Source organism: Klebsiella sp. V115_8, assembly GCF_029967715.1.
Taxonomy (GTDB): Bacteria; Pseudomonadota; Gammaproteobacteria; order Enterobacterales; family Enterobacteriaceae; genus Klebsiella; species Klebsiella quasipneumoniae.
In genome coordinates this window covers 13,786-39,849 of record NZ_JASCAR010000003.1, presented here as the reverse complement: position 1 = coordinate 39,849, position 26,064 = coordinate 13,786, and the positions used below count along the sequence as shown (strand labels likewise).

The window sequence follows — 26,064 nt, the reverse complement described above, 5'->3', positions numbered from 1 at the left end:
TGATATGGCTCAGTTGGTAGAGCGCACCCTTGGTAAGGGTGAGGTCCCCAGTTCGACTCTGGGTATCAGCACCACTTTTTAGGTTAAAGTTCGGCACGTTGTAAAGAATTTGCCTGGCGACAATAGCGCGGCGGTCCCACCTGACCCCATGCCGAACTCAGAAGTGAAACGTCGTAGCGCCGATGGTAGTGTGGGGTCTCCCCATGTGAGAGTAGGGAATCGCCAGGCATCAAATAAAGCAGAAGGCCCAGTCGAAAGACTGGGCCTTCTGCTTTTGTGTTATCTGTCGATAAGCAGTCCTGCCGCCAGGGGGGAACCCGTCAAAGCCGATTTGCGCGTAATGCAGCAAGGGACAGTGAGTTTGTTTGTTCGGTTGTCATGTGGATGATGCGCAGAAGAGCAGATACAGGTTCGACGCTAGCGCCTGTATCTGCTGGTCGGGGGAGAATTAGCGGGTCAGCGCGACGATCCCTAACGTGAGGCCGGCTACCGCGGCGGCGCCCCCAGCGATCGCGCCTGCGGTGTCCCAGTTGTCTTCTGTTGTGCCTTTCATACAGGTATTGGTGTGGACTAAGCGGCCTTGCGAGTCATACACCGGCACGCAGGGAGAGTCATGGGCACAGCCTGCCAGCAGAGAGGCCAGCAGCGCCACGATTAAATACTTTTTCATGATATTACCTCTGGATAATCCGCAGGGTTGTACTGAGAGCCAGTGCAGAACGGAATGGCTTATTTTATCACCGCGGATTGTCCGGCCCGGATGCCGAAATCATCTCAATATATGAGCCACGTAAATATCGTGAAGATAAGCAGGGGAATATGCAGAAAAGATGGAGAGAACGATCGTATCCCATCGCTGCCGCGCGCGATAGCGGTTGTCAGATAGCGGGAAGCTGTAGTGGTTGCTCATATACCAGGCGAAAAAAAAGCGCCCGCAGGGGCGCCTTTAATACCAGGCCGGGTTATTCAGCGTGCCGGGTAAAACGTCGTCTGACGACCACAAAGAAGACCGGAACAAAGAAGATCGCCAGCAGTGTCGCGGTTAGCATCCCGCCCATGACACCGGTACCCACCGCATTCTGCGCCCCGCTGCCGGCACCATGGCTAATCACCAGCGGCATGACCCCGAGAATAAAAGCCAGAGAGGTCATCAGAATGGGTCGCAGGCGCATCCGCGATGCCTCCAGGGTTGCTTCAATGATCCCTTTCCCTTCTTTCTCCATCAGATCCTTGGCGAATTCGACGATCAGGATCGCGTTCTTCGCCGACAAACCGATCGTGGTCAGAAGGCCTACCTGGAAGTAAACGTCATTATTCAGCCCACGCAGCGTGGCGGCTAACAGCGCGCCGATCACACCCAGCGGAACCACTAGCATGACTGAGAACGGAATCGACCAGCTCTCATACAGCGCCGCCAGGCACAGGAAGACGACAATCAGCGAGATGGCATAGAGCGCGGGAGCCTGGTTGCCGGAAAGGCGTTCCTGGTAAGACATCCCGGTCCAGTCGTAACCAATACCGCTCGGCAGTTTACTGGCCAGCGCTTCCATCAGCGCCATGGCTTCCCCGGTACTCTTGCCCGGCGAGGCTTCACCGAGGATCTCCATGGAGGGTAAACCGTTGTAGCGTTCCAGACGCGGCGAGCCATATATCCAGCGCGAAGTGACGAAGGCGGAGAACGGAACCATTTCGCCATTGGCGCTACGAACATACATATTGTTAATGTCGCTCGGCAGCATACGGAAATGGGCATCAGCCTGGACGTACACTTTCTTGACGCGACCACGGTCAATAAAGTCATTGACGTAGTACCCGCCCAGCGCAGCGGATATCGTTTCATTGATATCGGAGAGCGATACGCCCAGCGCCTGCGCTTTTTCCTGGTCGACATCCAGTTTGAACTGCGGCGTATCTTCCAGCCCATTAGGCCGTACCCGTACCAGCTGATCCGGATGCTGTTTCACCATGCCCAGCAGTTGATTGCGCGCCTGCGTCAGGGCAGTATGGCCTAGCCCGCCCTGGTCGATCAGCTCAAAGTCGAAGCCGGTGGCGGTACCCAGCTCAATAATGGCAGGCATGTTGAACGGGAAAACCATGGCGTCTTTGATCTGGCTGAAGGCCACGGTGGCTCGCTTGATGATGGACTCCACGCTGTTTTTATCACCGCTGCGTGCTTCCCATGGTTTCAGGCTGACAAACGCCATGCCGGAGTTTTGTCCCTGGCCGCTGAAGCTGAAGCCGTTAACGGTAAAGACGCTTTCGACGTTAGCCTTCTCGTTATGCAGATAGTAGTCGGTCACGGTATCCAGCACTTTCTGTGTCCGCTCCTGTGTAGCGCCGGAAGGCAGCTGGATCATGGTCAGGAAGACCCCCTGGTCTTCATCGGGTAGAAAGGATGTCGGAAGACGCATAAACAGCACGGCCATTCCCACGACGATCAGCAGATAGATCACCAGGTAACGGCCGGTTCCACGCAAAATACCGCTGACGCTGTTGGTGTAGTGGTTAACGCTCTGGTCAAAACGGGCGTTAAACCAGCCGAAAAATCCTTTTTTCTCATGGTGTTCAGCTGAGGCTGGCTTCAACAACGTGGCGCAGAGCGCTGGCGTCAGCACCAGGGCAACCAGCACGGAGAGCGCCATGGCGGAAACGATGGTGATCGAAAACTGGCGATAAATCGCGCCGGTGGAACCGCCGAAGAAGGCCATCGGCACGAAAACCGCAGAGAGCACCATGGCGATACCCACCAGCGCCCCCTGGATCTGCGACATCGACTTTTCCGTCGCTTCTTTTGGCGAGAGCTTCTCCTCAACCATCACACGTTCGACGTTTTCCACCACCACAATGGCGTCATCGACCAGCAGACCTATCGCCAGCACCATACCAAACATCGTCAGGGTGTTGATGGAGTAGCCAAACATCGACAGTACCGCGAAGGTACCCAACAGCACGACGGGCACGGCAATGGTCGGAATGAGCGTAGCGCGCATGTTCTGCAGGAACAGATACATGACAAGGAAGACGAGAATAATCGCTTCAAAGAGCGTTTTGACCACTTCGTGAATAGAGATTTTGACGAAAGGGGTCGTATCGTACGGATAGACCACCTTCATTCCCTGGGGGAAGTAAGGCTGCAGTTCGGCCAGCTTAGCTTTAATCGCGGTGGCAGTATCCAGCGCGTTGGCGCCGGTCGCGAGCTTAATACCCAGACCAGAGGCGGGCTTGCCGTTAATTCTGGCGACGACATTGTAGTTCTCTCCGCCCAGCTCAACGCGGGCGACATCTTTCAAATGGACGACAGAACCATCGGCATTGACCCGCAGCGTGACCTTGCCAAACTCCTGCGGATCTTTAAGCCGCGTCTGGGCAATGATCGACGCGTTCAACTGCTGGCCTTTCAGCGCTGGCGTACCGCCCAGCTGGCCGGCGGCAATCTGATCGTTCTGAACCTGCAGCGCATTGATGACGTCCACCGGCGTCAGGTTGTATTTGTTCAGCAGGTTGCCATCCAGCCAGATGCGCATGGCGTACTGCGCGCCGAACAGCTGTACATCGCCCACACCGTTGAGTCGGCTGATGGGATCTTTAACATTAGAGGCGACATAGTCGGAAATATCATCCTGGGTGGTGACCGGGTTATCAGAGATAAAGCCGGCCACCAGCAGGAAGCTGCTGCTGGACTTCTCTACGCTAATTCCCTGCTGCTGGACTTCCTGAGGCAGCAGCGGGGTGGCCAGCTGCAGTTTGTTTTGCACCTGCACCTGGGCGATATCCGGATCGGTGCCGGACTTAAAGGTAAGCGTGATGGTTACTGAGCCGGCGGAATCGCTGGTCGACGACATATACATCAGGTTGTCGATACCGTTCATGTTCTGCTCAATAACCTGAGTGACCGTGTCCTGCACGGTCTGAGCATCCGCACCGGGATAGGTGGCGGAGATCGCCACCGCAGGGGGCGCAATCGTCGGATACTGCGCTATCGGCAGCTGGAGAATGGCCAGACCGCCGGCAATCATCATGATGATGGCCAGCACCCAGGCAAAGACCGGTCGATGGATAAAAAACTTAGACATGGCTGGGTATCCTTATTGCGCGACCGGTGCCGCACGCTCCACTTCTGCTTTAACGGTAACGCCGGGACGGACTTTCTGTAAGCCGCTGACAATCACCTTGTCGCCCGGCTTCAGCCCGCTGGTGATAAGCCACTTATCGCCCACGGCCTGGGAAGCCACCACTTGACGGGTTTCAACCTGATTTTTGTCATTCACCAGCATGACGGAGGCATCGCCCCGCGGCGTTCGAGTCACCCCCTGCTGCGGCACCAGGATGGCCTGCGGATCGGTGCCTTCATCGATGCGGGCGCGGACGAACATCCCCGGCAGCAGGACATGCTGCGGGTTAGGGAAGATAGCGCGCAGGGTAATTGAACCTGTACTTTCATCGACAGTGACGTCGGAGAACTGCAGCGAACCCTTAAGCGGATAGGCCTGACCGTTCTCCATCAGCAGTTCAACGCTTTTGGTGTCGCCGCCGCGTTGCAGGCTTTCCTGCTTAAGGCGCATGAAGTCATTGCTGGATTCCGTCACGTCGACGTAGATCGGATCGAGCTGCTGGACGGTGGCCAGGGCATCCGACTGACCGTTGGTAACCAATGCCCCCTCGGTGACGCTCGATTTACCGATGCGTCCGCTAATGGGAGAGGTCACTTTGGTGTAGGCCAGGTTGATGCGGGCGCTTTCCACGGAGGCTTTGGTAGCGATGACGTCGGCATCGGCCTGGCGGGCGGTGGCCACCGCCTGATCGTATTCCTGTTGACTGATATACTTGGTACCCAGCAGCGGAACGTAGCGTTTCACCGTCAAGTGGGCGATGGCGGCTGCGGCTTCGGCTTTTGCTTCATCGCCCTTGGCGCTGTTCCACGCCGCCTGGTAGGTTGCCGGATCGATCTGATAGAGCGACTGGCCTGCTTCGACATCGCTTCCTTCAACAAAGTTACGCTTCAGGATAATACCGCTTACCTGAGGGCGGACTTCCGCCACGCGAAAAGCTGAAGTTCGGCCTGGCAGTTCGGTGGTGACCGACAGCGGCGCGCTGTTCACGACATGGACCGTCACCTGCGGCGCCTGGGCATGGGGTTGCGGATTGTCCGAATTATCGCAGCCGGTAAGCAATAAGGCCGAGATAATTAAACCGGATAAAAGTGTCACTCTGGCGTGAGTAGTCATGGCGGTTCCTTATAGATTACGTGCCAAATTCGGCGGCGAATCTGTGAAAGAAAGAGGGAATTAAAAAGCAGTTTGCCATCCTACAAATAAACGCCGCTGGATGTAAGGGATAGTTATTTTGGGACAATCAGCAAGGCACGCAAAAACAAAAAAACGCGCTGCCTTTTTATTCTGTTTACCTTAATTGTAAATCTTAATAAATAGACATCAATTCCGTGAATGAGTTATTTATTAATATTGATTTGGGTAATTTATTTGACGATGGCGTCAGAATTAACTTGTCTGCATTTTTGCTAAAAAATATTCCATGACAAATGTTAGGTTAAGCGATCTTCAGAAAATCCTAAATATCCTGTCCGGCGGGAAGGGGGCTTGTATGGCAAGAAAAACGAAAGAAGAGGCGCTACGCACGCGGCAGCTCCTGATTGAGTCCGCGATCCAGCAGTTCGCTCTGCGGGGGGTGACCAACACGACCCTGACGGATATTGCTGATGCGGCGGGAGTGACCCGCGGCGCCGTCTACTGGCATTTTGCCAGTAAGACCGAGCTGTTTAATGAAATGTGGCAGCAGCAGCCACCGCTCAGGGATTTGATTCAGCATAGCCTCGCAACAGAGAATGAACAGGAGCCTTTAAATGCATTGCGCGAGCGGTTTATTACCGGGCTCCGCTATATTGCTGCGAATCCTCGCCAGCGCGCGCTGATGCAAATTCTTTATCAGCGCTGCGAGTTTGCCAATGATATGCTTTCGGAAAATGAAATTCGCCAGCGCATTGGCTTTAATTATTCGCTCATCGGCGGCATGCTGCAGTGCTGTGTGCGTAACAATATATTGCCAGCCGAAACAAATATTGAAGTGATATTAATTGTTTTACACAGCGCCTTTTCCGGACTAATTAAAAACTGGCTGCTCGATCCGCAACGCGTCGATCTTTATCAGCAGGCGCCTGCGCTGGTGGATAATATTATGGCGGTAGTCTGTGCTGCTCGTGTATCGGAGACGCCGGTACTGCGGGCGGTGAATCAGTAATGTGTCCCGCTGCCGCAGGTAATAAAAAAGGCGCTTCCCCATGCCGAAGAGCGCCTTTTATATCAAGCAAGCAACTGACTAGTATCAGTTCATGCCGTATTTTTTCAGTTTTTTACGCAGCGTACCGCGGTTGATGCCCATCATCAGGGCAGCGCGGGTCTGGTTACCACGGGTGTATTGCATCACCATGTCCAACAGGGGCTGTTCAACTTCAGCCAGTACCAGCTCATACAGGTCATTCACATCCTGACCGTTCAGTTGAGCAAAATAGTTCTTCAGTGCCTGTTTAACCGAGTCACGCAGGGGCTTTTGAGTTACCTGATCCTGAGAGTTAACGGTAGAAACGGTCAGTACGTCAGAATTTACGCGTTGTTCGAACATAGTTCTGTCAGCTCTTTATTTCTATTACGCAAAATTTTCGAAGTATGCCTCCAACGCCTCCAGCTGTTCGCTGGCATCCTCAATGGCGTTGAATGTGCGCCGAAACTGGTCATCTGGAGCATGTTCCTGAAGATACCAGGAGACGTGTTTACGCGCGATTCGGTACCCTTTTGCCTGACCATAAAAGTCATGCAATTCCCGAACGTGCGCACAAAGCAAGCGCTTGACCTCTGCCAGCGGCAGCGGGGGCAGCAGCTCTCCAGTGTCCAGATAATGCTGGATTTCCCGAAAGATCCAGGGTCTTCCCTGAGCTGCACGGCCTATCATCAGGGCATCAGCCCCTGTATAGTCGAGCACAGCTCTGGCTTTAAGCGGGTCAGTAATGTCGCCATTCGCGATAATCGGAATGGAAACTTTCTGCTTAACTGCCCGAATACTGTCGTACTCAGCGTCTCCGTTAAACAAGCAGGCGCGGGTGCGTCCGTGAATAGTCAGAGCCTGAATGCCACACTCTTCGGCCAGTTGGGCAATCTCTACGCAGTTACGGTGTTCCGGTTCCCAACCGGTGCGAATCTTGAGAGTCACAGGAACGTCCACCGCATTCACGACCGCCGTCAGGATCGACTTCACCTGGTCGGGGTACTGCAAGAGGGCTGAACCTGCAAGCTTGCGATTCACCTTTTTCGCCGGGCATCCCATATTGATATCAATAATCTGGGCGCCGCTTTCCACGTTAATCCGCGCGGCGGCAGCCATCTCTTCCGGCACGCTACCGGCGATTTGCACGGTACGAATACCGGGCTCATCAATATGCACCATCCGTAAACGGGACTTGTCGCTCTCCCACACCTGTGGGTTAGAGGACATCATCTCGGAAACGGTTAAACCCGCTCCCATCTCGTAGCACAGCGTCCGGAATGGTCTGTCAGTAATGCCAGCCATGGGCGCTGCGATCAGGCGATTTCTGAGCTGGTGGTGTCCGATGCGCATGAGTTAAGAAATGACCATACTGTGACTGCAAGGCGGCGTATATTACGCATTTTTTGCACGAGATGAAAGGCCAAACTTTGAGCAATCCTCTGTTGCAGATCAATGAATCCGGGACTAACGTAAAAGGAATGAATAAATACTTATATTAATCATTGATTTAATGGCTGATGGATAATTTGTGTCCATTTATAAAATCATAAAACTTCTCGATTTTTCTTAGAAAAACTCGCTACCAGACGATATAAAACGCTGTTTTTATAGCCAAAAAAGTGCTCTGTAGTGCGATCTGCCTCTCATTTCCTGGCATTATTTGGTGGCTACTGGAAACAAAAATGCGGCCCACAGGCCGCATTGCGCTTAGTTTTTCCGGCCGGTGATCCGGCACCACTCCTCTTTCTCGACCACCGGGTCAAGGGTGAAGAGATCGGCGTAGGCTTCACAGACGCTCTCCGCCTGGCTGGCAAGGATGCCGGAAAGCCCCAGCAAACCGCCTGAAACGGGCAGGACGCTGATTAACGGCGCCAGCTCACGTAACGGGCCAGCCAGGATATTGGCGACCACGACGTCGGCTTTCATCGACTCGGGCTGGTCCTGAGGAAGATAGAGCTCCAGACGCTCAGAGACGCCGTTACGCTGCGCGTTATCGCGGCTGGCCTGAATAGCCTGCGGGTCGATATCAATGCCGATCGCTTTTGCGGCCCCCAGCTTCAGCGCGGCAATCGCCAGGATGCCGGAACCGCAGCCGAAATCAATGACCGTTTTTCCGTTGAGGTCGAGTCCATCGAGCCACTGCAGGCACAGGGATGTCGTCGGGTGCGTGCCGGTACCGAAGGCCAGACCCGGATCGAGCATCACGTTGACGGCATTTTCATCCGGAACGTCGCGCCAGCTCGGGCAGATCCACAGCCGCTCACCGAAACGCATCGGATGGAAGTTATCCATCCATTCCCGCTCCCAGTCTTTATCTTCCAGCTGCTCGATCTTATGCGCGAAGCCGGCGCCCAGCAGCGGGTGCTGCTCCAGTTGGGCAACGACCGCTTTCATATCGGTTTCGGCATCGAACAGGCCGATCACGTCGGTATCGCCCCACAGCCGGGTTTCCCCGGGCAACGGCTCAAATACCGGCGTATCGTGCGTATCCTGGAAGGTGATCGAGACCGATCCGGCCTCCATCAGCGCATCGCTAAGATCTTCAGCGTTCGCGCCGGTGGTATTTAGTTTCAGTTGGATCCATGGCATAGCAAAACTCTTTATTTATCAGTAGTCAAAATAGGTGGCTGTGGTGCGGGACGGCCGAAACGGTTCCCTGCCACAAACGCCAGTAAACTCAGCAGCAGCGCGGGAACGATCGGGTGGAAGCCGAGAAACTGCACTTTCAGCGTGGCAAGTACGGCATACAGCACGCCGCCCACGATCATCGCGCTCAGCGCGCCAGCCGCGTTGGCACGTTCCCAATACAGGCCCAGTACCAGCGGCCACAGGAAGACGGCTTCCAGGCCGCCGAAGGCCAGCAGATTCAGCCAGATAATCATCTCCGGCGGTCGCCAGGCCGCGAGCAGCAGCAGAACACCCAACAGGAGCGTGATGCCGGCGGACATGCGTTTTAGCCGCTTTTCGTTAGTCGCCTGATCCGGACGCCAGTTCAGATACAGATCCTTGATGATCGTAGCGGAACTTTGCAGAAGCTGGGCATTGATCGTCGACATAATCGCCGCCATCGGCGCGGCCAGAAAGATCCCTGCCGCAAAGGGCGGGAGCACTTTGACCATCAGCGTCGGGATCACCAGATCCGGTACGGTTAAGTCGGGGAGCACCGCCCGACCTAACGCGCCGGCCAGGTGCATGCCAAACATCAGGATCGCCACTACGATGGTGCCGATCATGATGCCGCGATGCACGGCTTTGCTGTCTTTGTAGGAGATACAGCGTACGGCGGTATGCGGCAGGCCAATGACGCCGAAGCAGACCAGCACCCAAAACGAGGCCATAAAGGTTGGCGAGAGGATATCTTCCGCCCCCTGCGGGGACACCAGCTTGACGTCGATTGACTGCAGAGTCTCTACCGCATGGCCAATCCCGCCGGCGGCGTGGATCACCCCCACCAGCAGCACGATCGTGCCGATCAGCATCACCATGCCCTGCATGGTATCGTTGAGCACGCTGGCGCGAAAGCCGCCATAGGCGGTATACAGCGCGATGCTGATGCCGAAGATCAGCAGACCGGTATCGTAGGGAATACCCGCAGCCGTCTCCAGCAGGCGGGCGCCGCCGATAAACTGGACGGTCATGGCGCCAACGAAGGCTACCAGCAGGCTCAGGCTGGCCAGCCAGACCAGCAGACGGCTCTGGTAGCGCGCAAACAGCATGTCATTGAGGGTGACGGCATTATAACGACGCGCAAGGATGGCGAATTTTTTTCCCAGTACGCCCAGCGACAGCCAGATGGCGGGGAGCTGGATCATCGCCAGCAGCACCCATCCCAGGCCGTATTTATAGGCGGCGCCGGGTCCGCCGATAAATGAGCTGGCGCTGATATAGGTGGCGGTTAGCGTCATGGCCAGCACGAAGCCGCCCATCGAGCGGCTGCCGAGAAAGTACTCATTAAGAAAGCTTCCTGAGGCGCGTTTTCTCATGGCGTAAAGGGATAAGCCGAACACCACCACCAGATAGGCGATCAGGGGAATAATGACCTCAAACTGCATCATCGTCCTCCAGAGGAATGTCGCGGAAAACCAGTTTGACCATCGCCCAGCACAGCAGAATAAACAGCAGCGGAACCAGCAGGCAGGCCATTTCAAACCAGTGGGGCAGGCCGGTAAAACCGATAGCCACCCCCGGCAGATAGGCGGCGGCCAGCCAGGCGGCAAGATAGAGAAGGGTCAGCCACAGCGCCCAGCGCGCTTCTTTGTGGGCCTGAACAAAGCGTTTGTCCATTTTTTGTCCCTTGAGGATAAAGAAAGCGGGGATTGTACCGCATGGTATAGATGAGGAGAGAGAAAAAGAAAAAAGGCCGGAAAATCCGGCCTTTTGCTGAGAGAGCAGAATTATTTTTCCTGCAAGCCGAGTTTTTTCTCCAGATAGTGGATGTTGGTGCCACCATGCTGGAAGTTCTCGTCGCTCATAATACGCATCTGCAGATCGACGTTGGTCTTGATGCCATCGATGATCAGCTCCTGCAGCGCATTCTTCATGCGGGCAATCGCCACGTCACGGCTTTCGCCGTAGCAGATCAGTTTGCCGATCATGGAGTCATAGTACGGCGGTACGGTGTAGCCGGCGTAAATATGGGACTCCCAGCGCACGCCAAAGCCGCCCGGCGCGTGGAAACGGGTAATTTTACCCGGGCTCGGCAGGAAGGTGTTCGGGTCTTCGGCGTTGATACGGCATTCCACCGCATGGCCGCGAACCACCACTTCATCCTGCTTGATGGACAGCGGCTGGCCGGCTGCGATACGCAGCTGCTCTTTGATCAGGTCAACGCCGGTGATCATTTCAGTTACCGGATGCTCTACCTGGATACGGGTGTTCATTTCAATGAAGTAGAACTCGCCGTTTTCGAACAGGAACTCAAAGGTACCCGCCCCGCGGTAGCCGATATCGACACAGGCTTTCGCGCAACGCTCGCCGATGTAGCGACGCAGTTCCGGAGTGATGCCCGGCGCCGGCGCTTCTTCGACCACTTTCTGGTGACGACGCTGCATGGAGCAGTCACGTTCAGCCAGATAGATAGCGTTGCCCTGACCGTCCGCCAGTACCTGAATTTCAATGTGACGTGGGTTTTCCAGGTATTTCTCCATGTAGACCATATCGTTGTTGAAAGCCGCTTTGGCTTCCGCTTTGGTCATGGAGATGGACTGGGCCAGTTCAGCGTCGCTGCGCACAACGCGCATACCGCGACCGCCGCCGCCGCCGGAGGCCTTGATGATCACCGGATAGCCGATGCGTTTAGCATGGGCGCGGTTAGCGTCCATGTCGTCGGTCAGCGGGCCGTCAGAACCGGGTACGGTCGGGACGCCGGCTTTTTTCATGGCGGTGATCGCGGACACTTTGTCGCCCATCAGGCGGATAGTGTCGGCTTTCGGGCCGATGAAGATAAAGCCGGAGCGCTCAACCTGCTCAGCAAAGTTGGCGTTCTCGGAGAGGAAGCCATACCCCGGGTGAATCGCTACCGCGCCGGTGATCTCAGCGGCGCTGATGATAGCTGGGATGTTCAGATAGCTTTTTACGGACGGAGCCGGACCGATACAGACCGTCTCATCCGCTAACAATACGTGTTTTAGATCGCGATCCGCGGTGGAATGCACAGCAACGGTCTTGATGCCCAGTTCTTTACAGGCACGAAGGATGCGCAGTGCGATCTCGCCACGGTTAGCGATGACAATTTTATCCAGCATGTTCGCCTCGTTACTCGATAACTACCAGCGGCTCGTCGAATTCTACCGGTTGGCCGCTTTCGATCAGAATGGCTTTCACCACGCCGGCTTTGTCGGCTTCGATCTGGTTCATCATTTTCATCGCTTCGACGATGCACAGGGTGTCGCCCACGTTAACTTTCTGGCCAACTTCCACAAACGCTTTCGCGTCCGGGCTTGGCGTACGATAGAAAGTACCAACCATCGGGGAACGTACGATGTGACCACTGATTTCCGCTTTTGCCGGCGCTTCTGCTGCTGCAGCTGGCGCGGCAGCCGCGGCGGCAGGTGCCTGAGGCTGCATCATCGGCGCAGCATAAGCCTGCTGCATAACCGGATAGCTTGCGGCCGGTGCAGAGCGGCTGATGCGAACAGACTCTTCGCCTTCAGAAATTTCCAGTTCGGAGATACCTGATTCTTCAACCAGCTCGATCAGTTTTTTAATCTTACGAATATCCATGAGTGGGTTCCGTACTCTTTGTTTAGTGTGATTGTGACAGGCGTTTTACCGCCGTCTGTAAAGCGTATGAATAGCCGTCCGCCCCCAGTCCGCAGATGACGCCAGCGGCGACATCTGACAGATACGAATGCTGGCGGAAGGGTTCGCGTGCATGCACATTGCTCAGGTGAATCTCGATAAACGGGATGTTCACGGCAAGCAAAGCGTCACGGATTGCTACGCTGGTATGCGTGAACGCGGCCGGATTAATCAGGATATAGTCCACGTTGTCTTTAGCCTGATGAATTCGGTCGATTAACGCATGCTCCGCGTTGGACTGCAGGTGATCCAGGCTCACATTCAGCGCCGCCGCTTCAGATGTTAAATGGTTAACAATCTCCGCCAGCGTGAGCGGACCATACTTCTCAGGCTCGCGGGTACCGAGCATGTTAATGTTTGGACCATTCAAAAGCAAAATGCGAAACTTCTTTGCCATCGTGTGGCGATCTCCTGCCATTTTCGGGTAAAAAACAACATATACCTTCAATGCGCCCTTGTCACCTTTTCAGGGTCAGAAAACCCCGTCAGGAAAGCCAAAGTCGCACATTATAACGATTTCGTAGCAATTGGCAGCTAAATACTGGTCTTATCAGGGAAGATTATCAACCGCTATCTTAAAAAGAGTCGCGGTTGATAAAGGATCTGCGGGAAACTGCACATTACGGGATTCAGCGCCACCACTGGCGGAACTTCTTGTAACGCCATGCCAGCAGCGCCACTGCCAGCAGGGCATAAATGATGGGCTGCGGCGAGAGGATCTTCACTGACCACAGGTAGTGAATCGGCGCGAGGATCGCCACCAGATAGACGAAGTTGTGTAAAAGTTGCCAGCGGCGGCCCAGTTTTCGCTGCATCGCCTGCGTCGACGTCACCGCCAGCGCCAGCAGGATCGCCCAGCTGACCATGCCTAACGTCAGATAGGGGCGGTTGATAATCTCCGAGCCCAGCAGCGCCAGATTGTTAATGCCCAGCTCCAGCAGGGTATAGCTGGTCAGGTGCAGCGTCGCCCAGGCGAAACACCATAAACCTAACAGGCGACGAACGCGAATCAATAATGGTTGTTTCGCATAGCGCGCCAGCGGGGAGACCAGCAGCGTCGCCAGCAGAAACTTCAGCGCCATCCTGCCGGTAAAATGCTGGATATCCTTGGCCGGATCGGCGCTAAAGTAGCCCTGATGTCCGGCCCAGAATAGCCAGACCAGCGGCAAAATACCCGCCAGATGAAGTAAAACCTTCAGCCAGGCGATCTGTTTGACGGTGAAACGCACTAGAAGTTCTCCCGCAGATTCATGCCGCGATACAACGACGCCACCTCGTCGGCATAGCCGTTAAACAGCAGGGTTGGCTGACGCTTGACATCGAGTACGCCGCCGGCGCCGATAAACCGCTCGCTGGCCTGCGACCAGCGGGGGTGATCGACGTGCGGATTGACGTTGGCGAAGAAGCCGTATTCGTCCGGTGCCGCCAGGTTCCAGGTGGTCGGCGGCCGCTCGCGGGTCAGTTCAATGCTGACGATGGATTTAATGCCTTTGAAACCGTACTTCCACGGCACAGTAAGGCGGACCGGCGCGCCATTTTGCGGCGGCAGCGCTTTGCCATACACCCCGACGGTGAGCAGCGTCAGCGGATGCATCGCTTCATCCAGCCGCAGCCCCTCCACGTAAGGGTAAGCCAGCCCCCCGCCGATAAACCGATCTTTCTGCCCGGGCATTTGATCCGGAGCATAGAGGGTTTTGAAGGCCACATAGCGCGCATTGCTGGTGGGCTCCACCAGCGCCAACAGCTTATGCAGCGGGAAGCCGACCCAGGGGACCACCATCGACCAGGCTTCCACGCAGCGCATACGATAAATACGCTCTTCCAGCGGGAAGCGTTTGGTCAGATCGTCATGGTCGAGAGTCAGCGGCTTCGCCACCTCACCGCCGATGGTCAATGTCCAGGGATCGGTGCGCAGGCTACCCGCGTTCGCCGCCGGATCGGCTTTATCGAGGCCGAATTCATAAAAGTTATTGTAGCCGGAGACTTTATCTTCCGGGGTAAGCGTCAGCTTAGCCTGCCATTCAGCGGGTTTAGCAAAGTCCAGGGCTTTGCCCGCCGGGGCTGGCGGACGGTCGTGGCCTTTAAACCAGTCCAGCAGGTCGGCCTGCGCGGCGGCGGGAAGCGAAAGGGCGGTCGCGCTGATGCCCAGCATTTTCAGTACCTGGCGCCGCTGGAGCATAAAAACGGATTCGGCCGTGACGTCGGCTTCCGTCAGTTTTTTTCTTTTCATGGTGTCCTCCGTCATGCGTTTCCTTAAGCATGACGGAGGCGGCGATGAATCGCGAATATGTCACGAAAAATTGCACATTAGGAGCATGAGCCGCCGCCGAAGCAGGGGCGCGGTCGTCCAGGAATCATCGGAAAGTGGCGCAAGACGTTTCCTTTACCGCGCCTGACCCGGCATCTTTAGCAGGGAAAAAAGCGGACGGGAGGCTGGCAGGACGTAAAATCGGCAATAATGTGCGCCGCTGGCGCGGGTTTGCCATCCAGCGTCTAAAATTAAAGCGCTTCTGGCGCAGGCCGCAGGCGGGCGGCGATTGGCAAATTTTTTCTGCCGACTATACTCGCTATCGGCATACTTTCGCCGATAATACGCATTCCATTGCCAGACTCGCCATCTTTGATAGTATGCGTCGCGCTTTAAAAGGTTAATGCTAGCGTCAAGGCGCGCGCCGGCACGGGAGCCTGATGGTTCATCGGGCAGTCATTCACTCGCGGAGTTAACACAGGGATGCGATTAACGACGAAGTTCTCAGCCTTTATCACGCTGCTAACTAGCCTGACCATCTTTGTCACGCTGATTGGCGCTTCGCTGAGTTTTTACAACGGCATTGAGAACAAGGTCGAAAACCGGGTTCAGGCGGTGGCGACCATGCTGGATAACCGGCTCATCACCACCTCTTTTGATAAGCTTGAGCCGCAGCTGGATGAGCTGATGACGCCGATAGAGATCGTGCATATCGATTTCATGCTTAACGGTAAACCGCTCTACAGCCACTCCCGAACCGACAGCTATCGCCCGCTTGGCAGTCATGAGCAATTCCGTGAGATCACGGTCCCGTCGTTGAAACATCCCGGTATCTCTCTGCATCTGGTCTACGTTGACCCGATGGTGAACTATTTCCGTTCGCTGTCGATTACCGCCCCGCTGTCGATCTCCATCGGCTTCATGGTGGTGATTATTTTCTTCGCCGTCCGCTGGATCCGCCGCCAGCTGGCGGGTCAGGAGCTGCTTGAGCTTCGTTCCACGCGTATCCTGAGCGGCGAGCGCGGGCCGCAGGTGCGCGGCTCAGTCTATGAATGGCCTGCCAGCACCAGTAGCGCGCTGGATATGCTGCTGTCGGAGCTGCAGTTTGCCAGCGATCAGCGCAGCCGGATGGATACGCTGATTCGCTCCTATGCGGCACAGGATTCTAAAACCGGGCTGAATAATCGCCTGTTTTTTGACAATCAGCTGGCCACGCTGCTGGAAGATCAGGAGAAGGTGGGGGCGTACGGCATCGTGATGATGATCCGTCTACCGGAGTTTGATCTGCTACGGGACAACTGGGGGCGGGCAGCGGCCGAAGAACATTACTTCACGCTTATCAACCTGCTCTCTACCTTTATTATGCGTTACCCTGGCGCGCTGCTGGCGCGCTATCACCGTAGCGACTTCGCCGTGCTGCTGCCGCACCGCACGTTAAAAGAGGCGGATAGTATCGCCGGGCTGCTGCTGAAGGCCATGGACGCGCTGCCTCCGACGCGGATCCTCGATCGTGACGATATGATGCATATCGGCATCTGTTCTTTCCGCAGCGGACAATCGGCGGCGCAAGTGATGGAACATGCAGAAGCGGCAACGCGCAACGCGGTGCTGCAGGGCAGCAACAGCTGGTCGGTCTATGACGATACCCTTCCGGAGAAAGGCCGCGGCAACGTTCGCTGGCGGACGCTGATCGAACAGATGCTGAGCCGCGGCGGGCCGCGGTTGTACCAGAAGCCCGCCGTCACCCGCGACGGTCGGGTGCATCACCGTGAACTGATGTCGCGGATGTACGACGGTAAAGAAGAGGTGATTGCCGCCGAGTACATGCCGATGGTGCTGCAGTTTGGCCTGGCGGAGGAGTATGACCGCCTGCAGGTGACGCGCCTGCTGCCGTTTTTAGGCTTCTGGCCCGAGGAGAATCTGGCGCTGCAGCTGTCGGTGGAGTCGCTGATCCGTCCGCGTTTCCAGCGCTGGCTGCGTGATGCTCTAATGCAGTGTGAAAAATCGCAGCGTCAACGGATTATTTTTGAACTTGCTGAGGCAGATGTTTGTCAATATATCGGCCGTCTGCAGCCGGTTATGCGGTTGGTTAACGCGCTTGGCGTTCGGGTGGCGGTGGTTCAGGCAGGGTTAACCCTGGTGGGAACCAGCTGGATCAAGCAGCTGGATGCGGAGCTGATCAAACTGCATCCGGGCCTGGCGCGCAACATCGAAAAGCGCAGCGAGAACCAGCTGCTGGTGCAAAGCCTGGTGGAAGCCTGTAAAGGCATGCCTATGCAAGTTTTTGCGACGGGCGTACGCAGCCGCAGCGAGTGGCTGGTACTGTCCCAATGCGGTGTCACGGGCGGGCAGGGGGAATTTTTTGCCGCCTCACAGCCACTTGACACAAATGTGAAAAAATATTCGCAAAGATACTCGGTTTGATCTGCCGTTTAGCGTGATTTCACGTAGAATAACGCGCGCCATCGTGAAGGGGGTGTGCTTGTCTACCTGCCGGATCATCGCAATGTAAATGCCAGTGACCCTCCTTTGACAGGTTACAAATTCAGGCGTGGAGCGCTGCTGAAGATTTCAGCAATGAACGGAGTCGGAAAAATTTGTAACAAAGGAAATGAACTGCACTAATTTTCACCGCAGCAGGTGATTTTTGCGCCTTGTCGCTGCTGCGTGTGGTTGGTAAAGTAAGCGGATTTTGTTTTCCGCCCCAGCTTTCAGGATTATCCCTTAGTATGTTAAAAAAATTTCGTGGCATGTTTTCCAATGACCTGTCCATTGACCTGGGTACCGCGAATACCCTTATTTACGTAAAAGGACAAGGCATCGTATTGAATGAGCCTTCCGTGGTGGCCATTCGTCAGGATCGTGCCGGATCGCCGAAAAGCGTCGCCGCCGTGGGTCATGAAGCGAAGCAGATGCTCGGCCGTACCCCGGGTAATATCGCGGCGATTCGCCCGATGAAGGACGGCGTTATCGCTGACTTCTTCGTGACGGAAAAGATGCTGCAGCACTTTATCAAACAAGTGCACAGCAACAGCTTTATGCGCCCGAGCCCGCGCGTACTGGTCTGCGTGCCGGTTGGCGCCACCCAGGTTGAGCGTCGCGCTATCCGTGAATCCGCGCAGGGCGCTGGCGCTCGCGAAGTGTTCCTGATTGAAGAACCGATGGCGGCCGCGATCGGCGCTGGCCTGCCGGTTTCTGAAGCGACCGGTTCCATGGTGGTGGATATCGGCGGCGGTACCACCGAGGTAGCGGTTATCTCCCTGAACGGCGTGGTTTACTCTTCTTCCGTGCGTATCGGCGGCGACCGCTTCGACGAAGCCGTCATCAATTACGTGCGTCGTAACTACGGCTCTCTAATCGGTGAAGCGACCGCTGAGCGTATCAAACATGAAATCGGTTCGGCTTACCCGGGCGATGAAGTGCGTGAAATTGAAGTGCGCGGCCGTAACCTGGCGGAAGGCGTTCCACGCGGCTTCACCCTGAACTCAAACGAAATTCTTGAAGCGCTGCAGGAGCCGCTGACCGGCATCGTGAGCGCGGTCATGGTTGCCCTTGAGCAGTGCCCGCCGGAACTGGCGTCTGATATCTCCGAGCGCGGGATGGTTCTCACCGGCGGTGGTGCGCTGCTGCGCAACCTGGACCGTCTGTTAATGGAAGAAACCGGTATTCCAGTCGTGGTTGCTGAAGATCCGCTGACCTGCGTAGCGCGTGGCGGCGGCAAGGCGCTGGAAATGATCGACATGCACGGCGGCGACCTGTTTAGCGAAGAGTAGTCAGCCTGAAGGTCCGGGGTGGCTTCCGCGCTGCCCCAGGTCTTTACTGACACGAGAATACGCATAGCCTATGAAGCCAATTTTTAGCCGTGGCCCCTCGCTACAGATTCGCCTTATTCTGGCGGTGCTGGTGGCGCTTGGCGTGATTATCGCCGACAGCCGCCTGGGTACGTTCAGTCAAATCAGAACGTACATGGATACAGCCGTCAGCCCTTTCTACTTTGTCTCTAATGGTCCCCGGGAACTGCTCGACAGCGTATCGCAGACGCTGGCTACCCGTGACCAGCTCGAACTGGAAAACCGCGCGCTGCGTCAGGAGCTGTTGCTGAAAAACAGCGATCTGCTGATGCTGGGCCAGTACAAGCAGGAGAATGCGCGCCTGCGTGAACTGCTTGGCTCGCCGCTGCGCCAGGACGAGCAAAAAATGGTGACCCAGGTCATCTCAACGGTCAACGACCCCTACAGCGATCAGGTGGTTATTGATAAGGGCAGCGTCAACGGCGTCTACGAAGGCCAGCCGGTTATCAGTGATAAAGGCGTGGTGGGGCAGGTCGTAGCCGTGGCGAAAATGACCAGCCGGGTACTGCTGATCTGTGATGCCACCCATGCGTTGCCGATCCAGGTCCTGCGGAACGATATTCGCGTCATTGCCGCCGGTAACGGCTGCACCGACGACCTCCAGCTTGAGCATCTGCCGGCAAATACCGATATTCGCGTCGGCGATGTGCTGGTGACCTCCGGTCTGGGCGGTCGTTTCCCGGAAGGGTACCCGGTTGGGGTTGTCTCTTCAGTGAAACTGGACACCCAGCGCGCCTACACGGTGATCCAGGCGCGTCCGACGGCCGGTCTGCAGCGTTTGCGCTATCTGCTGCTGCTGTGGGGCGCCGATCGCAATGGCGCTAACCCGATGACCCCGGAAGAGGTCCATCGGGTGGCTAACGAACGCCTGATGCAGATGATGCCGCAGGTGTTGCCTGCGCCGGATGCGATGGGGCCGCAGATGCCGGCGCCCGCCACCGGGCTGACGCCGTCTCAGCCGTCGCAGCCTGCAGGGGGGCAATAGTGGCAAGTTACCGTAGCCAGGGACGCTGGGTTATCTGGCTCTCGTTTCTTATCGCGCTATTGCTGCAAATTATGCCCTGGCCGGCGGACATCAGCGTTTTCCGGCCCAACTGGGTATTATTGATCCTGCTGTACTGGATCCTCGCGCTGCCGCACCGGGTGAATGTGGGAACGGGCTTCGTGATGGGGGCTATTCTTGATCTCATCAGCGGCTCGACGCTGGGCGTTCGCGCGCTGTCCTTAAGCATCGTCGCCTATCTGGTGGCGCTGAAGTATCAGCTGTTCCGTAACCTGGCGCTGTGGCAACAGGCGCTGGTGGTCATGCTGTTATCCCTCGCCGTGGATATCATTGTTTTCTGGGCAGAGTTTTTAGTGATCAACGTCTCTTTCCGTCCGGAAGTATTCTGGAGTAGTGTAGTAAACGGTATCCTCTGGCCATGGCTCTTCCTGCTGATGCGTAAAGTGCGTCAGCAATTTGCAGTGCAATAAGGTTGATATGACAACTCTGTATCTTGCTTCTGGTTCCCCGCGTCGGCAGGAACTGCTGACTCAGCTTGGTCTCGCGTTTGAGCGTCTGGTTCCTGGTATCGAGGAGCAGCGCCAGCCGCAGGAGAGCGCGCAGCACTATGTCGTGCGCCTGGCGCGCGAAAAGGCGCAGGCCGGAGTGGCGCTGGCATCGCGGGATTTGCCGGTTTTGGGAGCGGATACGATTGTTATTTTGAACGGCGAAGTGCTGGAAAAACCGCGCGACGCCGAACACGCTGCAGCGATGCTGCGCCTGCTTTCCGGCCAAACCCATCAGGTCATGACCGCGGTGGCGCTGGCGGATAAGCAGCAGACGCTGGATTGCTTGGTGGTCACGGAAGTGACCTTCCGGCCGCTCAGCGAGCAGGATATCGCCGATTATGTGGCCAGCGGCGAGCCTTTAGATAAAGCAGGTGCATACGGTATTCAAGGGTTGGGTGGCTGTTTCGTCAGGAAGATTAATGGCAGCTATCACGCCGTAGTCGGCTTACCGCTGGTGGAAACGTATGAGTTGCTCAGTAACTTTAACTCACTGCGTAAAGAAAAGGGATAAAGATGACGGCTGAATTATTAGTGAACGTAACGCCATCCGAAACGCGCGTTGCGTATATTGATGGCGGTATTCTGCAGGAAATCCATATTGAGCGTGAAGCGCGACGCGGAATAGTAGGCAATATCTACAAAGGTCGTGTTAGCCGAGTGCTGCCGGGAATGCAGGCGGCTTTTGTAGATATTGGTCTGGATAAGGCGGCGTTCCTCCACGCCTCCGATATCATGCCGCATACCGAGTGCGTTGCCGGTGAAGAGCAAAAGCAGTTTACCGTGCGCGATATTTCGGAGCTGGTGCGCCAGGGCCAGGACCTGATGGTCCAGGTGGTTAAAGATCCGCTCGGTACCAAAGGCGCGCGTCTGACCACCGATATTACCCTGCCTTCCCGCTATCTGGTCTTTATGCCGGGCGCCTCCCACGTGGGGGTCTCTCAGCGCATTGAAAGCGAAGCCGAGCGCGAGCGGCTGAAAAAGGTCGTGGCAGAGTACTGCGACGAGCAGGGCGGATTTATCATTCGCACCGCCGCGGAAGGCGTTCACGAGCAAGAGATGGCCGCCGATGCCGCCTATCTTAAGCGCGTATGGACCAAGGTGATGGAGCGCAAAAAGCGCAACCAGACCCGCTATCAGCTGTACGGCGAGCTGGCCCTGGCTCAGCGCGTGCTGCGTGATTTTGCCGACGCGCATCTCGACCGGATTCGCGTCGACTCGCGGCTGACCTACGAGGCGCTGCTCGAATTTACCGCCGAATATATCCCGGAAATGACCAGCAAGCTGGAACACTACAGCGGCCGTCAGCCGATATTCGATCTCTTTGACGTTGAGAACGAAATTCAGCGCGCGCTGGAGCGTAAAGTCGAGCTCAAGTCCGGGGGGTATCTGATCATCGACCAGACCGAGGCGATGACCACCATCGATATCAACACCGGGGCGTTTGTTGGGCATCGCAATCTTGACGATACTATCTTCAATACCAATATCGAAGCCACCCAGGCGATAGCCCGCCAGCTGCGTTTGCGTAATCTCGGCGGCATTATCATCATTGATTTCATCGACATGAACAATGAAGACCATCGCCGGCGGGTGTTGCACTCCCTGGAGCAGGCCCTCAGTAAAGACCGAGTGAAGACCAGCATCAACGGTTTCTCCCAGTTGGGTCTGGTGGAGATGACCCGTAAACGCACCCGCGAAAGCGTGGAGCATGTGCTGTGCAACGAATGCCCGACCTGCCACGGACGCGGAACGGTAAAGTCCGTGGAAACGGTATGCTATGAGATTATGCGTGAGATCGTTCGCGTGCATCATGCTTATGATTCCGATCGCTTCCTGGTCTATGCTTCCCCTGCGGTGGCGGAAACCCTGAAAGGGGAAGAGTCGCATGCGCTGGCGGAAGTGGAGATCTTTGTCGGCAAGCAGGTGAAAGTACAAATTGAGCCGCTCTATAATCAAGAGCAGTTCGATGTGGTTATGATGTAAGACACTGCGTCATTGTGCGGCTGACAAGGAGAGAGGCGTGAGGCGACTGCCCGGGATTTTATTGCTCACCGTGGCAACACTGATTGTTATCGTCGCGCTGCTGGTGAGTGGCTTGCGTCTCGTGTTGCCGCAGCTCGATGCCTGGCGTCCGCAGCTGCTGGAGAAGATCTCCTCTCTCACCGGCACGCCGGTGGATGCCTCGCAGATCGCCGCCAGCTGGCAAACTTTTGGCCCAACATTAGATGTCCGCGATATTCATGTCGGGCTGAAAGATGGTGGGACAATGGCGGTCAAGCGCGTGACCCTGGCGCTGGACGTCTGGCAGAGTCTGTTGCATATGCGCTGGCAGTTTCGCGATCTCACCTTCTGGCAGCTGCAGATCCATACCAATACCCCTATTCAGACCAATGACGGCGGCGAAAGCCTGAAAACCGACCGCGTCAGCGATCTCTTTTTACGTCAGTTCGACCACTTTACTCTGCGCGACAGTCATCTGAGCTTCCTGACTATTTCCGGTCAGCGGGCGGAGCTGGCGGTCCCGCAGCTGACCTGGCTTAACGGCAGGAACCGTCACCGCGCCGAGGGGCAGCTCAGCCTTTCCAGTCTCACCGGCCAGCATGGCGTCATGCAGGTGCGGATGGATCTCCGCGATGAGGATGGCCTGCTGAACAAAGGCCGGGTCTGGCTGCAGGCTGACGATATTGACGTCAAGCCCTGGCTGGGCCGCTGGATGCAGGACAATATCGCCCTGAAAAGCGCCCGCTTCAGCCTCGAAGGCTGGATGACCATTGAAAAAGGCGATGTGGCCAGCGGCGACGTATGGCTGAAAAAAGGGGGCGCCAGCTGGCAGGGGGATAGCGAGGTTCATCACCTGTCAGTGGATAACCTGACGGCGCATCTCTCCCATGACAAGCAGAGCTGGGGCTTCTACATTCCCGATACGCGGATCGCGATCGACGATAAACCCTGGCCAAGCGGCGCGCTGGCGATGGCGTGGATCCCAGCGCAGGATGTCGGTGGCGACGGTCATCAGCGTAGCGATGAATTACGTATTCGCGCCAGCAACTTAGCCCTCAGCGGTCTGAGCGGACTGCAGCCGTTTGCCGATAAGCTGGCGCCTTCATTGGGCGAACTCTGGCGCACCACGCAGCCCAGCGGCAAAATCAACCTGCTGGCTCTCGATATTCCCCTGCAGGCGACGGAGAAAACGCGCTTTCAGGCGCAGTGGAGCGATCTGGCGTGGAAGCAGTGGAAACTCCTGCCGGGAGCGGAACACTTTTCCGGCAGCCTGAATGGCAGCGTTGAGCATGGGGAACTGCGCGCGCGCATGACGAAGGCGCTGATGCCGTATACCGGTGTTTTCCGGGCCCCGCTGGAGATCGCCGCTGGCGAAGCCACCCTCAGCTGGGTGAAAAATGACAAAGGGTTTATGCTTGATGGCCGCGATATTGACGTGCAGGCGACGGGGGTACGCGCCCGCGGCGGCTTCCGCTATCTGCAACCGCAGGGGGACGATCCCTGGCTGGGCATTCTGGCGGGGATCAGCACCAACGATGGCGGCCAGGCGTGGCGTTACTTCCCGGAAAACCTGATGGGCAAAGCGCTGGTGGACTATCTCAGCGGCGCGATAAAAGCCGGACAGGCACGCGATGCGACGCTGGTGTATGGCGGCAACCCACATCTGTTCCCGTATCCGCACAACGAAGGACAGTTCCAGGTTTACGTCCCGCTGAAGAATGCCACTTTCGCTTTTCAACCGGACTGGCCGGCGCTGACCGGGTTGAATATCGACCTTAATTTTATCAACAGCGGCCTGTGGATGCGGGCGGAGAAAGCGATGCTCGGCAACGTAACCGCCAGCAATCTCGATGCCGCGATCCCGGATTATGCGCAGGAAAAACTGCTGATTGATGCCGATATCAAAGGCCCGGGGAAAGAGGTGGGACCTTATTTCAACACCACGCCGCTGAAAGAGACCCTGGGAGCGGCGCTGGATTCCCTGCAGCTGGATGGTGATGTAAGCGCTCGCTTACATCTGAACATTCCCCTCGATGGCGAAATGACCACCGCGAAAGGCGATGTGCATCTGCAGAATAACGATCTGTTTATCAAGCCGTTAGATACCACGCTGCAGAATCTGAGCGGTAATTTCAGCTTTGTGAATGGCGATCTTAATAGTCAAACGTTGAGCGCGACCTGGTTTAATCAGCCGCTGAACCTCAATTTTTCCACCCGCGAAGGCGAAAAAGCGTTTCTGGTGGATGTCGGGATGAACGCCAGCTGGCAACCGTCGCGCACCGGGCTGCTGCCGAAAGCGGTTAATGAGGCGCTGAGCGGTAGCGTTCCGTGGGAGGGTAAAGTCGCTATCGAACTGCCGTACCATGGCAATGCCAGCTATAAGGTTGATATCAATGGCGATCTGAAGAATGTGAGCAGTCACTTACCTTCACCGGTCAACAAGCCCGCTGGCGAACCCCTGCCGGTCAAAATTAACGTTGCCGGCGGTCTGAGCAGCTTCGACCTGACCGGATCCGTTGGCGCGAAGAATCATATCAACAGCCGCTGGTTGCTGAACCGTAAGCTGACGCTGGACAGAGCGATCCTCACGACGGACAGCAAAGGACCCTCTCCGCTGCCCGACCAGCCCGGCGTTGAGCTCAATCTGCCGCCGATGGATGGCGCGCAGTGGCTGGCGCTGTTCCAGAAGGGCGCGGCGAATGAAGTCAGCAGCAGCGTCCTCTTTCCACCGCGCATTGTGCTGCGTACGCCGTCGCTGGCGCTGGCCGGCCAGCAATGGAACAACCTGAGTCTGATGTCGCAGCCGGTCACCGGCGGTTCACAGGTTGAGGCGCAGGGGCGCGAGATCAACGCCACCCTGACGATGCGCGACAATGCCCCGTGGCTGGCAAATGTGCGTTATCTCTATTTCAACCCGGCCAGCGCCAGCGGCAAGGGCGGAACGGAGAACGTGGCCCCGCAGGCGGAGACGCGGCTGGATTTCCACGGTTGGCCCGATCTGCAGCTGCGCTGCGCGGAATGCTGGCTGTGGGGGCAAAAATATGGCCGTATCGACGGCGATGTAGCGATCAAGGGCGATACCTTAACGCTCTCCAACGGACTGGTGGATACCGGGTTTGGCCGGCTGACGACCGACGGCGTGTGGGTTAACGCCCCTTCCGGGGTGCGCACCTCGCTGAAAGGCAGACTGCATGGCAATAAAACGAATGAATTTGCGGATTTCTTTGGCGTTTCCACACCGGTGAAGGATTCGCCGTTTGATATCGACTACGATCTGCACTGGCGCGCGCCGCCCTGGTCACCCGATGTCGCGTCGCTCAATGGGATCATTAAAAGCCACCTCGGCAAGGGTCAGTTTACCGACCTGAGTACCGGACACGCAGGCCAGCTGCTGCGTTTGCTGAGCGTCGATGCCCTGCTGCGCAAACTGCGCTTCGACTTCAGCGATACCTTTAGCGAAGGATTTTACTTCGACTCGATTAACAGTACGGCCTGGATTAAGGATGGTGTACTGCATACCGATGATACGCTGGTGGATGGCCTGGAGGCGGACATTGCCATGAAAGGGTCGGTTGATCTGGTGCGTCGTCATCTGGACCTGCAGGCGGTGGTGGCGCCGGAGATCTCCGCGACCGTCGGTGTGGCGGCGGCCTTCGCCGTCAACCCGATTGTCGGCGCGGCGGTGTTTGCCGCCAGCAAGGTGCTGGGGCCGCTGTGGAACAAAGTCTCGATACTGCGCTATCGCATCACCGGCCCGATTGACCAGCCGCAGATCAATGAAGTGCTGCGCCAGGCGCGCAGCAACAAAAAGCAATGATTTGACGATTGCCGGGAATT

Annotated in this window: 21 protein-coding genes, 1 rRNA gene and 1 pseudogene; 10 read left to right on the top strand and 13 right to left on the bottom strand. The window is 56.6% G+C overall.

The genetic code is table 11. The annotated features are described in order from the left end of the window. Positions 1-112: 112 nt before the first annotated feature. Positions 113-228 (top strand): 5S ribosomal RNA (gene rrf, locus QLG03_RS05020). 220 nt (positions 229-448) lie between these two features. On the opposite strand, the gene QLG03_RS05015 is transcribed toward rrf, so the two are convergent. The 3 genes from QLG03_RS05015 to QLG03_RS05005 all read right to left on the bottom strand — a co-directional run bounded on the left by QLG03_RS05015 (position 449) and on the right by QLG03_RS05005 (position 5,225). After that, the gene (locus QLG03_RS05015) at positions 449-670 is read right to left on the bottom strand and encodes a membrane protein (protein ID WP_004206262.1); all 222 of its coding nucleotides are present in this window, start codon (positions 668-670) and stop codon (positions 449-451) included. A gap of 292 nt (positions 671-962) precedes the next feature. After that, entirely contained in the window at positions 963-4,073 is a 3,111-nt protein-coding gene (locus QLG03_RS05010; RefSeq protein WP_023291164.1) for an efflux RND transporter permease subunit, read from the bottom strand. Positions 4,074-4,085: 12 nt separating this feature from the next. Beyond that, a complete protein-coding gene (locus QLG03_RS05005) occupies positions 4,086-5,225 on the bottom strand; it encodes an efflux RND transporter periplasmic adaptor subunit (protein ID WP_044524928.1) in 1,140 nt (379 codons plus the stop codon). Positions 5,226-5,601: 376 nt separating this feature from the next. Between QLG03_RS05005 and envR the strand changes: the two genes are divergently transcribed. Beyond that, positions 5,602-6,255, top strand: a complete 654-nt coding sequence (gene envR / locus QLG03_RS05000; protein ID WP_023291162.1) for an acrEF/envCD operon transcriptional regulator — start codon at positions 5,602-5,604, stop codon at positions 6,253-6,255. Between the two features lie 84 nt (positions 6,256-6,339). On the opposite strand, the gene fis is transcribed toward envR, so the two are convergent. The 10 genes and pseudogenes from fis to msrP all read right to left on the bottom strand — a co-directional run bounded on the left by fis (position 6,340) and on the right by msrP (position 14,806). Further along, positions 6,340-6,636 (bottom strand): DNA-binding transcriptional regulator Fis, encoded by a 297-nt coding sequence (fis, locus tag QLG03_RS04995; protein ID WP_000462905.1) that lies wholly within the window; start codon positions 6,634-6,636, stop codon positions 6,340-6,342. Then, positions 6,618-7,626 (bottom strand): annotated as a pseudogene (gene dusB / locus QLG03_RS04990) (tRNA dihydrouridine synthase DusB). Before dusB ends, fis begins: the two are co-directional and overlap by 19 nt. Positions 7,627-7,983: 357 nt before the next feature. Beyond that, the gene (gene prmA / locus QLG03_RS04985) at positions 7,984-8,865 is read right to left on the bottom strand and encodes a 50S ribosomal protein L11 methyltransferase (protein ID WP_004144971.1); all 882 of its coding nucleotides are present in this window, start codon (positions 8,863-8,865) and stop codon (positions 7,984-7,986) included. An 11-nt stretch (positions 8,866-8,876) separates the two neighbouring features. Beyond that, entirely contained in the window at positions 8,877-10,328 is a 1,452-nt protein-coding gene (gene panF, locus QLG03_RS04980) for a sodium/pantothenate symporter (protein WP_023291160.1), read from the bottom strand. Then, positions 10,318-10,560 (bottom strand): DUF997 family protein, encoded by a 243-nt coding sequence (locus QLG03_RS04975; protein ID WP_004206253.1) that lies wholly within the window; start codon positions 10,558-10,560, stop codon positions 10,318-10,320. Before QLG03_RS04975 ends, panF begins: the two co-directional genes overlap by 11 nt. Positions 10,561-10,670: 110 nt before the next feature. Further along, entirely contained in the window at positions 10,671-12,020 is a 1,350-nt protein-coding gene (gene accC, locus QLG03_RS04970) for an acetyl-CoA carboxylase biotin carboxylase subunit (RefSeq protein ID WP_004174096.1), read from the bottom strand. 10 nt (positions 12,021-12,030) lie between these two features. Beyond that, positions 12,031-12,498 (bottom strand): acetyl-CoA carboxylase biotin carboxyl carrier protein, encoded by a 468-nt coding sequence (gene accB / locus QLG03_RS04965; RefSeq protein ID WP_004206250.1) that lies wholly within the window; start codon positions 12,496-12,498, stop codon positions 12,031-12,033. 22 nt (positions 12,499-12,520) lie between these two features. Then, entirely contained in the window at positions 12,521-12,973 is a 453-nt protein-coding gene (gene aroQ / locus QLG03_RS04960; protein ID WP_064155753.1) for a type II 3-dehydroquinate dehydratase, read from the bottom strand. Positions 12,974-13,205: 232 nt separating this feature from the next. Next, positions 13,206-13,805 (bottom strand): protein-methionine-sulfoxide reductase heme-binding subunit MsrQ, encoded by a 600-nt coding sequence (gene msrQ / locus QLG03_RS04955; RefSeq protein WP_135719309.1) that lies wholly within the window; start codon positions 13,803-13,805, stop codon positions 13,206-13,208. After that, positions 13,805-14,806, bottom strand: a complete 1,002-nt coding sequence (msrP, locus tag QLG03_RS04950; protein ID WP_032454192.1) for a protein-methionine-sulfoxide reductase catalytic subunit MsrP — start codon at positions 14,804-14,806, stop codon at positions 13,805-13,807. The genes msrQ and msrP overlap by 1 nt, the downstream gene beginning before the upstream one ends. Before the next feature lie 230 nt (positions 14,807-15,036). On the opposite strand from msrP, the gene QLG03_RS04945 reads away from it, so the two are divergent. The 8 genes from QLG03_RS04945 to yhdP all read left to right on the top strand — a co-directional run bounded on the left by QLG03_RS04945 (position 15,037) and on the right by yhdP (position 26,044). After that, entirely contained in the window at positions 15,037-15,228 is a 192-nt protein-coding gene (locus tag QLG03_RS04945; protein WP_032429221.1) for a hypothetical protein, read from the top strand. A gap of 79 nt (positions 15,229-15,307) precedes the next feature. Beyond that, complete coding sequence (gene csrD / locus QLG03_RS04940; protein WP_044524921.1) at positions 15,308-17,248, top strand: RNase E specificity factor CsrD; 1,941 nt, start codon at positions 15,308-15,310, stop codon at positions 17,246-17,248. Between the two features lie 305 nt (positions 17,249-17,553). After that, positions 17,554-18,597 (top strand): rod shape-determining protein MreB, encoded by a 1,044-nt coding sequence (mreB, locus tag QLG03_RS04935; RefSeq protein WP_002918653.1) that lies wholly within the window; start codon positions 17,554-17,556, stop codon positions 18,595-18,597. A 70-nt stretch (positions 18,598-18,667) separates the two neighbouring features. Further along, complete coding sequence (gene mreC / locus QLG03_RS04930; protein WP_004206242.1) at positions 18,668-19,660, top strand: rod shape-determining protein MreC; 993 nt, start codon at positions 18,668-18,670, stop codon at positions 19,658-19,660. After that, a complete protein-coding gene (gene mreD / locus QLG03_RS04925; RefSeq protein ID WP_002918648.1) occupies positions 19,660-20,148 on the top strand; it encodes a rod shape-determining protein MreD in 489 nt (162 codons plus the stop codon). Before mreC ends, mreD begins: the two co-directional genes overlap by 1 nt. A gap of 7 nt (positions 20,149-20,155) precedes the next feature. Then, a complete protein-coding gene (locus QLG03_RS04920; RefSeq protein ID WP_023291155.1) occupies positions 20,156-20,737 on the top strand; it encodes a nucleoside triphosphate pyrophosphatase in 582 nt (193 codons plus the stop codon). A 2-nt stretch (positions 20,738-20,739) separates the two neighbouring features. Then, positions 20,740-22,209, top strand: coding sequence for a ribonuclease G (gene rng / locus QLG03_RS04915; protein WP_004206239.1), 1,470 nt, complete (start codon positions 20,740-20,742; stop codon positions 22,207-22,209). Positions 22,210-22,246: 37 nt separating this feature from the next. Further along, the gene (yhdP, locus tag QLG03_RS04910; RefSeq protein WP_182962420.1) at positions 22,247-26,044 is read left to right on the top strand and encodes an AsmA2 domain-containing protein YhdP; all 3,798 of its coding nucleotides are present in this window, start codon (positions 22,247-22,249) and stop codon (positions 26,042-26,044) included. Positions 26,045-26,064: the final 20 nt, after the last annotated feature.

Bases quoted from the DNA above. Each gene is read 5' to 3' on its own strand.
- QLG03_RS04920 (WP_023291155.1), top strand. From the start codon at position 20,156: ATGACAACTCTGTATCTTGCTTCTGGTTCCCCGCGTCGGCAGGAACTG.
- msrP (WP_032454192.1), bottom strand. From the start codon at position 14,806: ATGAAAAGAAAAAAACTGACGGAAGCCGACGTCACGGCCGAATCCGTT.
- panF (WP_023291160.1), bottom strand. From the start codon at position 10,328: ATGCAGTTTGAGGTCATTATTCCCCTGATCGCCTATCTGGTGGTGGTG.
- rng (WP_004206239.1), top strand. From the start codon at position 20,740: ATGACGGCTGAATTATTAGTGAACGTAACGCCATCCGAAACGCGCGTT.
- fis (WP_000462905.1), bottom strand. From the start codon at position 6,636: ATGTTCGAACAACGCGTAAATTCTGACGTACTGACCGTTTCTACCGTT.
- QLG03_RS04975 (WP_004206253.1), bottom strand. From the start codon at position 10,560: ATGGACAAACGCTTTGTTCAGGCCCACAAAGAAGCGCGCTGGGCGCTG.
- mreC (WP_004206242.1), top strand. From the start codon at position 18,668: ATGAAGCCAATTTTTAGCCGTGGCCCCTCGCTACAGATTCGCCTTATT.
- prmA (WP_004144971.1), bottom strand. From the start codon at position 8,865: ATGCCATGGATCCAACTGAAACTAAATACCACCGGCGCGAACGCTGAA.
- aroQ (WP_064155753.1), bottom strand. From the start codon at position 12,973: ATGGCAAAGAAGTTTCGCATTTTGCTTTTGAATGGTCCAAACATTAAC.
- envR (WP_023291162.1), top strand. From the start codon at position 5,602: ATGGCAAGAAAAACGAAAGAAGAGGCGCTACGCACGCGGCAGCTCCTG.
- QLG03_RS05015 (WP_004206262.1), bottom strand. From the start codon at position 670: ATGAAAAAGTATTTAATCGTGGCGCTGCTGGCCTCTCTGCTGGCAGGC.
- accB (WP_004206250.1), bottom strand. From the start codon at position 12,498: ATGGATATTCGTAAGATTAAAAAACTGATCGAGCTGGTTGAAGAATCA.
- accC (WP_004174096.1), bottom strand. From the start codon at position 12,020: ATGCTGGATAAAATTGTCATCGCTAACCGTGGCGAGATCGCACTGCGC.
- QLG03_RS05005 (WP_044524928.1), bottom strand. From the start codon at position 5,225: ATGACTACTCACGCCAGAGTGACACTTTTATCCGGTTTAATTATCTCG.
- mreB (WP_002918653.1), top strand. From the start codon at position 17,554: ATGTTAAAAAAATTTCGTGGCATGTTTTCCAATGACCTGTCCATTGAC.
- csrD (WP_044524921.1), top strand. From the start codon at position 15,308: ATGCGATTAACGACGAAGTTCTCAGCCTTTATCACGCTGCTAACTAGC.
- QLG03_RS05010 (WP_023291164.1), bottom strand. From the start codon at position 4,073: ATGTCTAAGTTTTTTATCCATCGACCGGTCTTTGCCTGGGTGCTGGCC.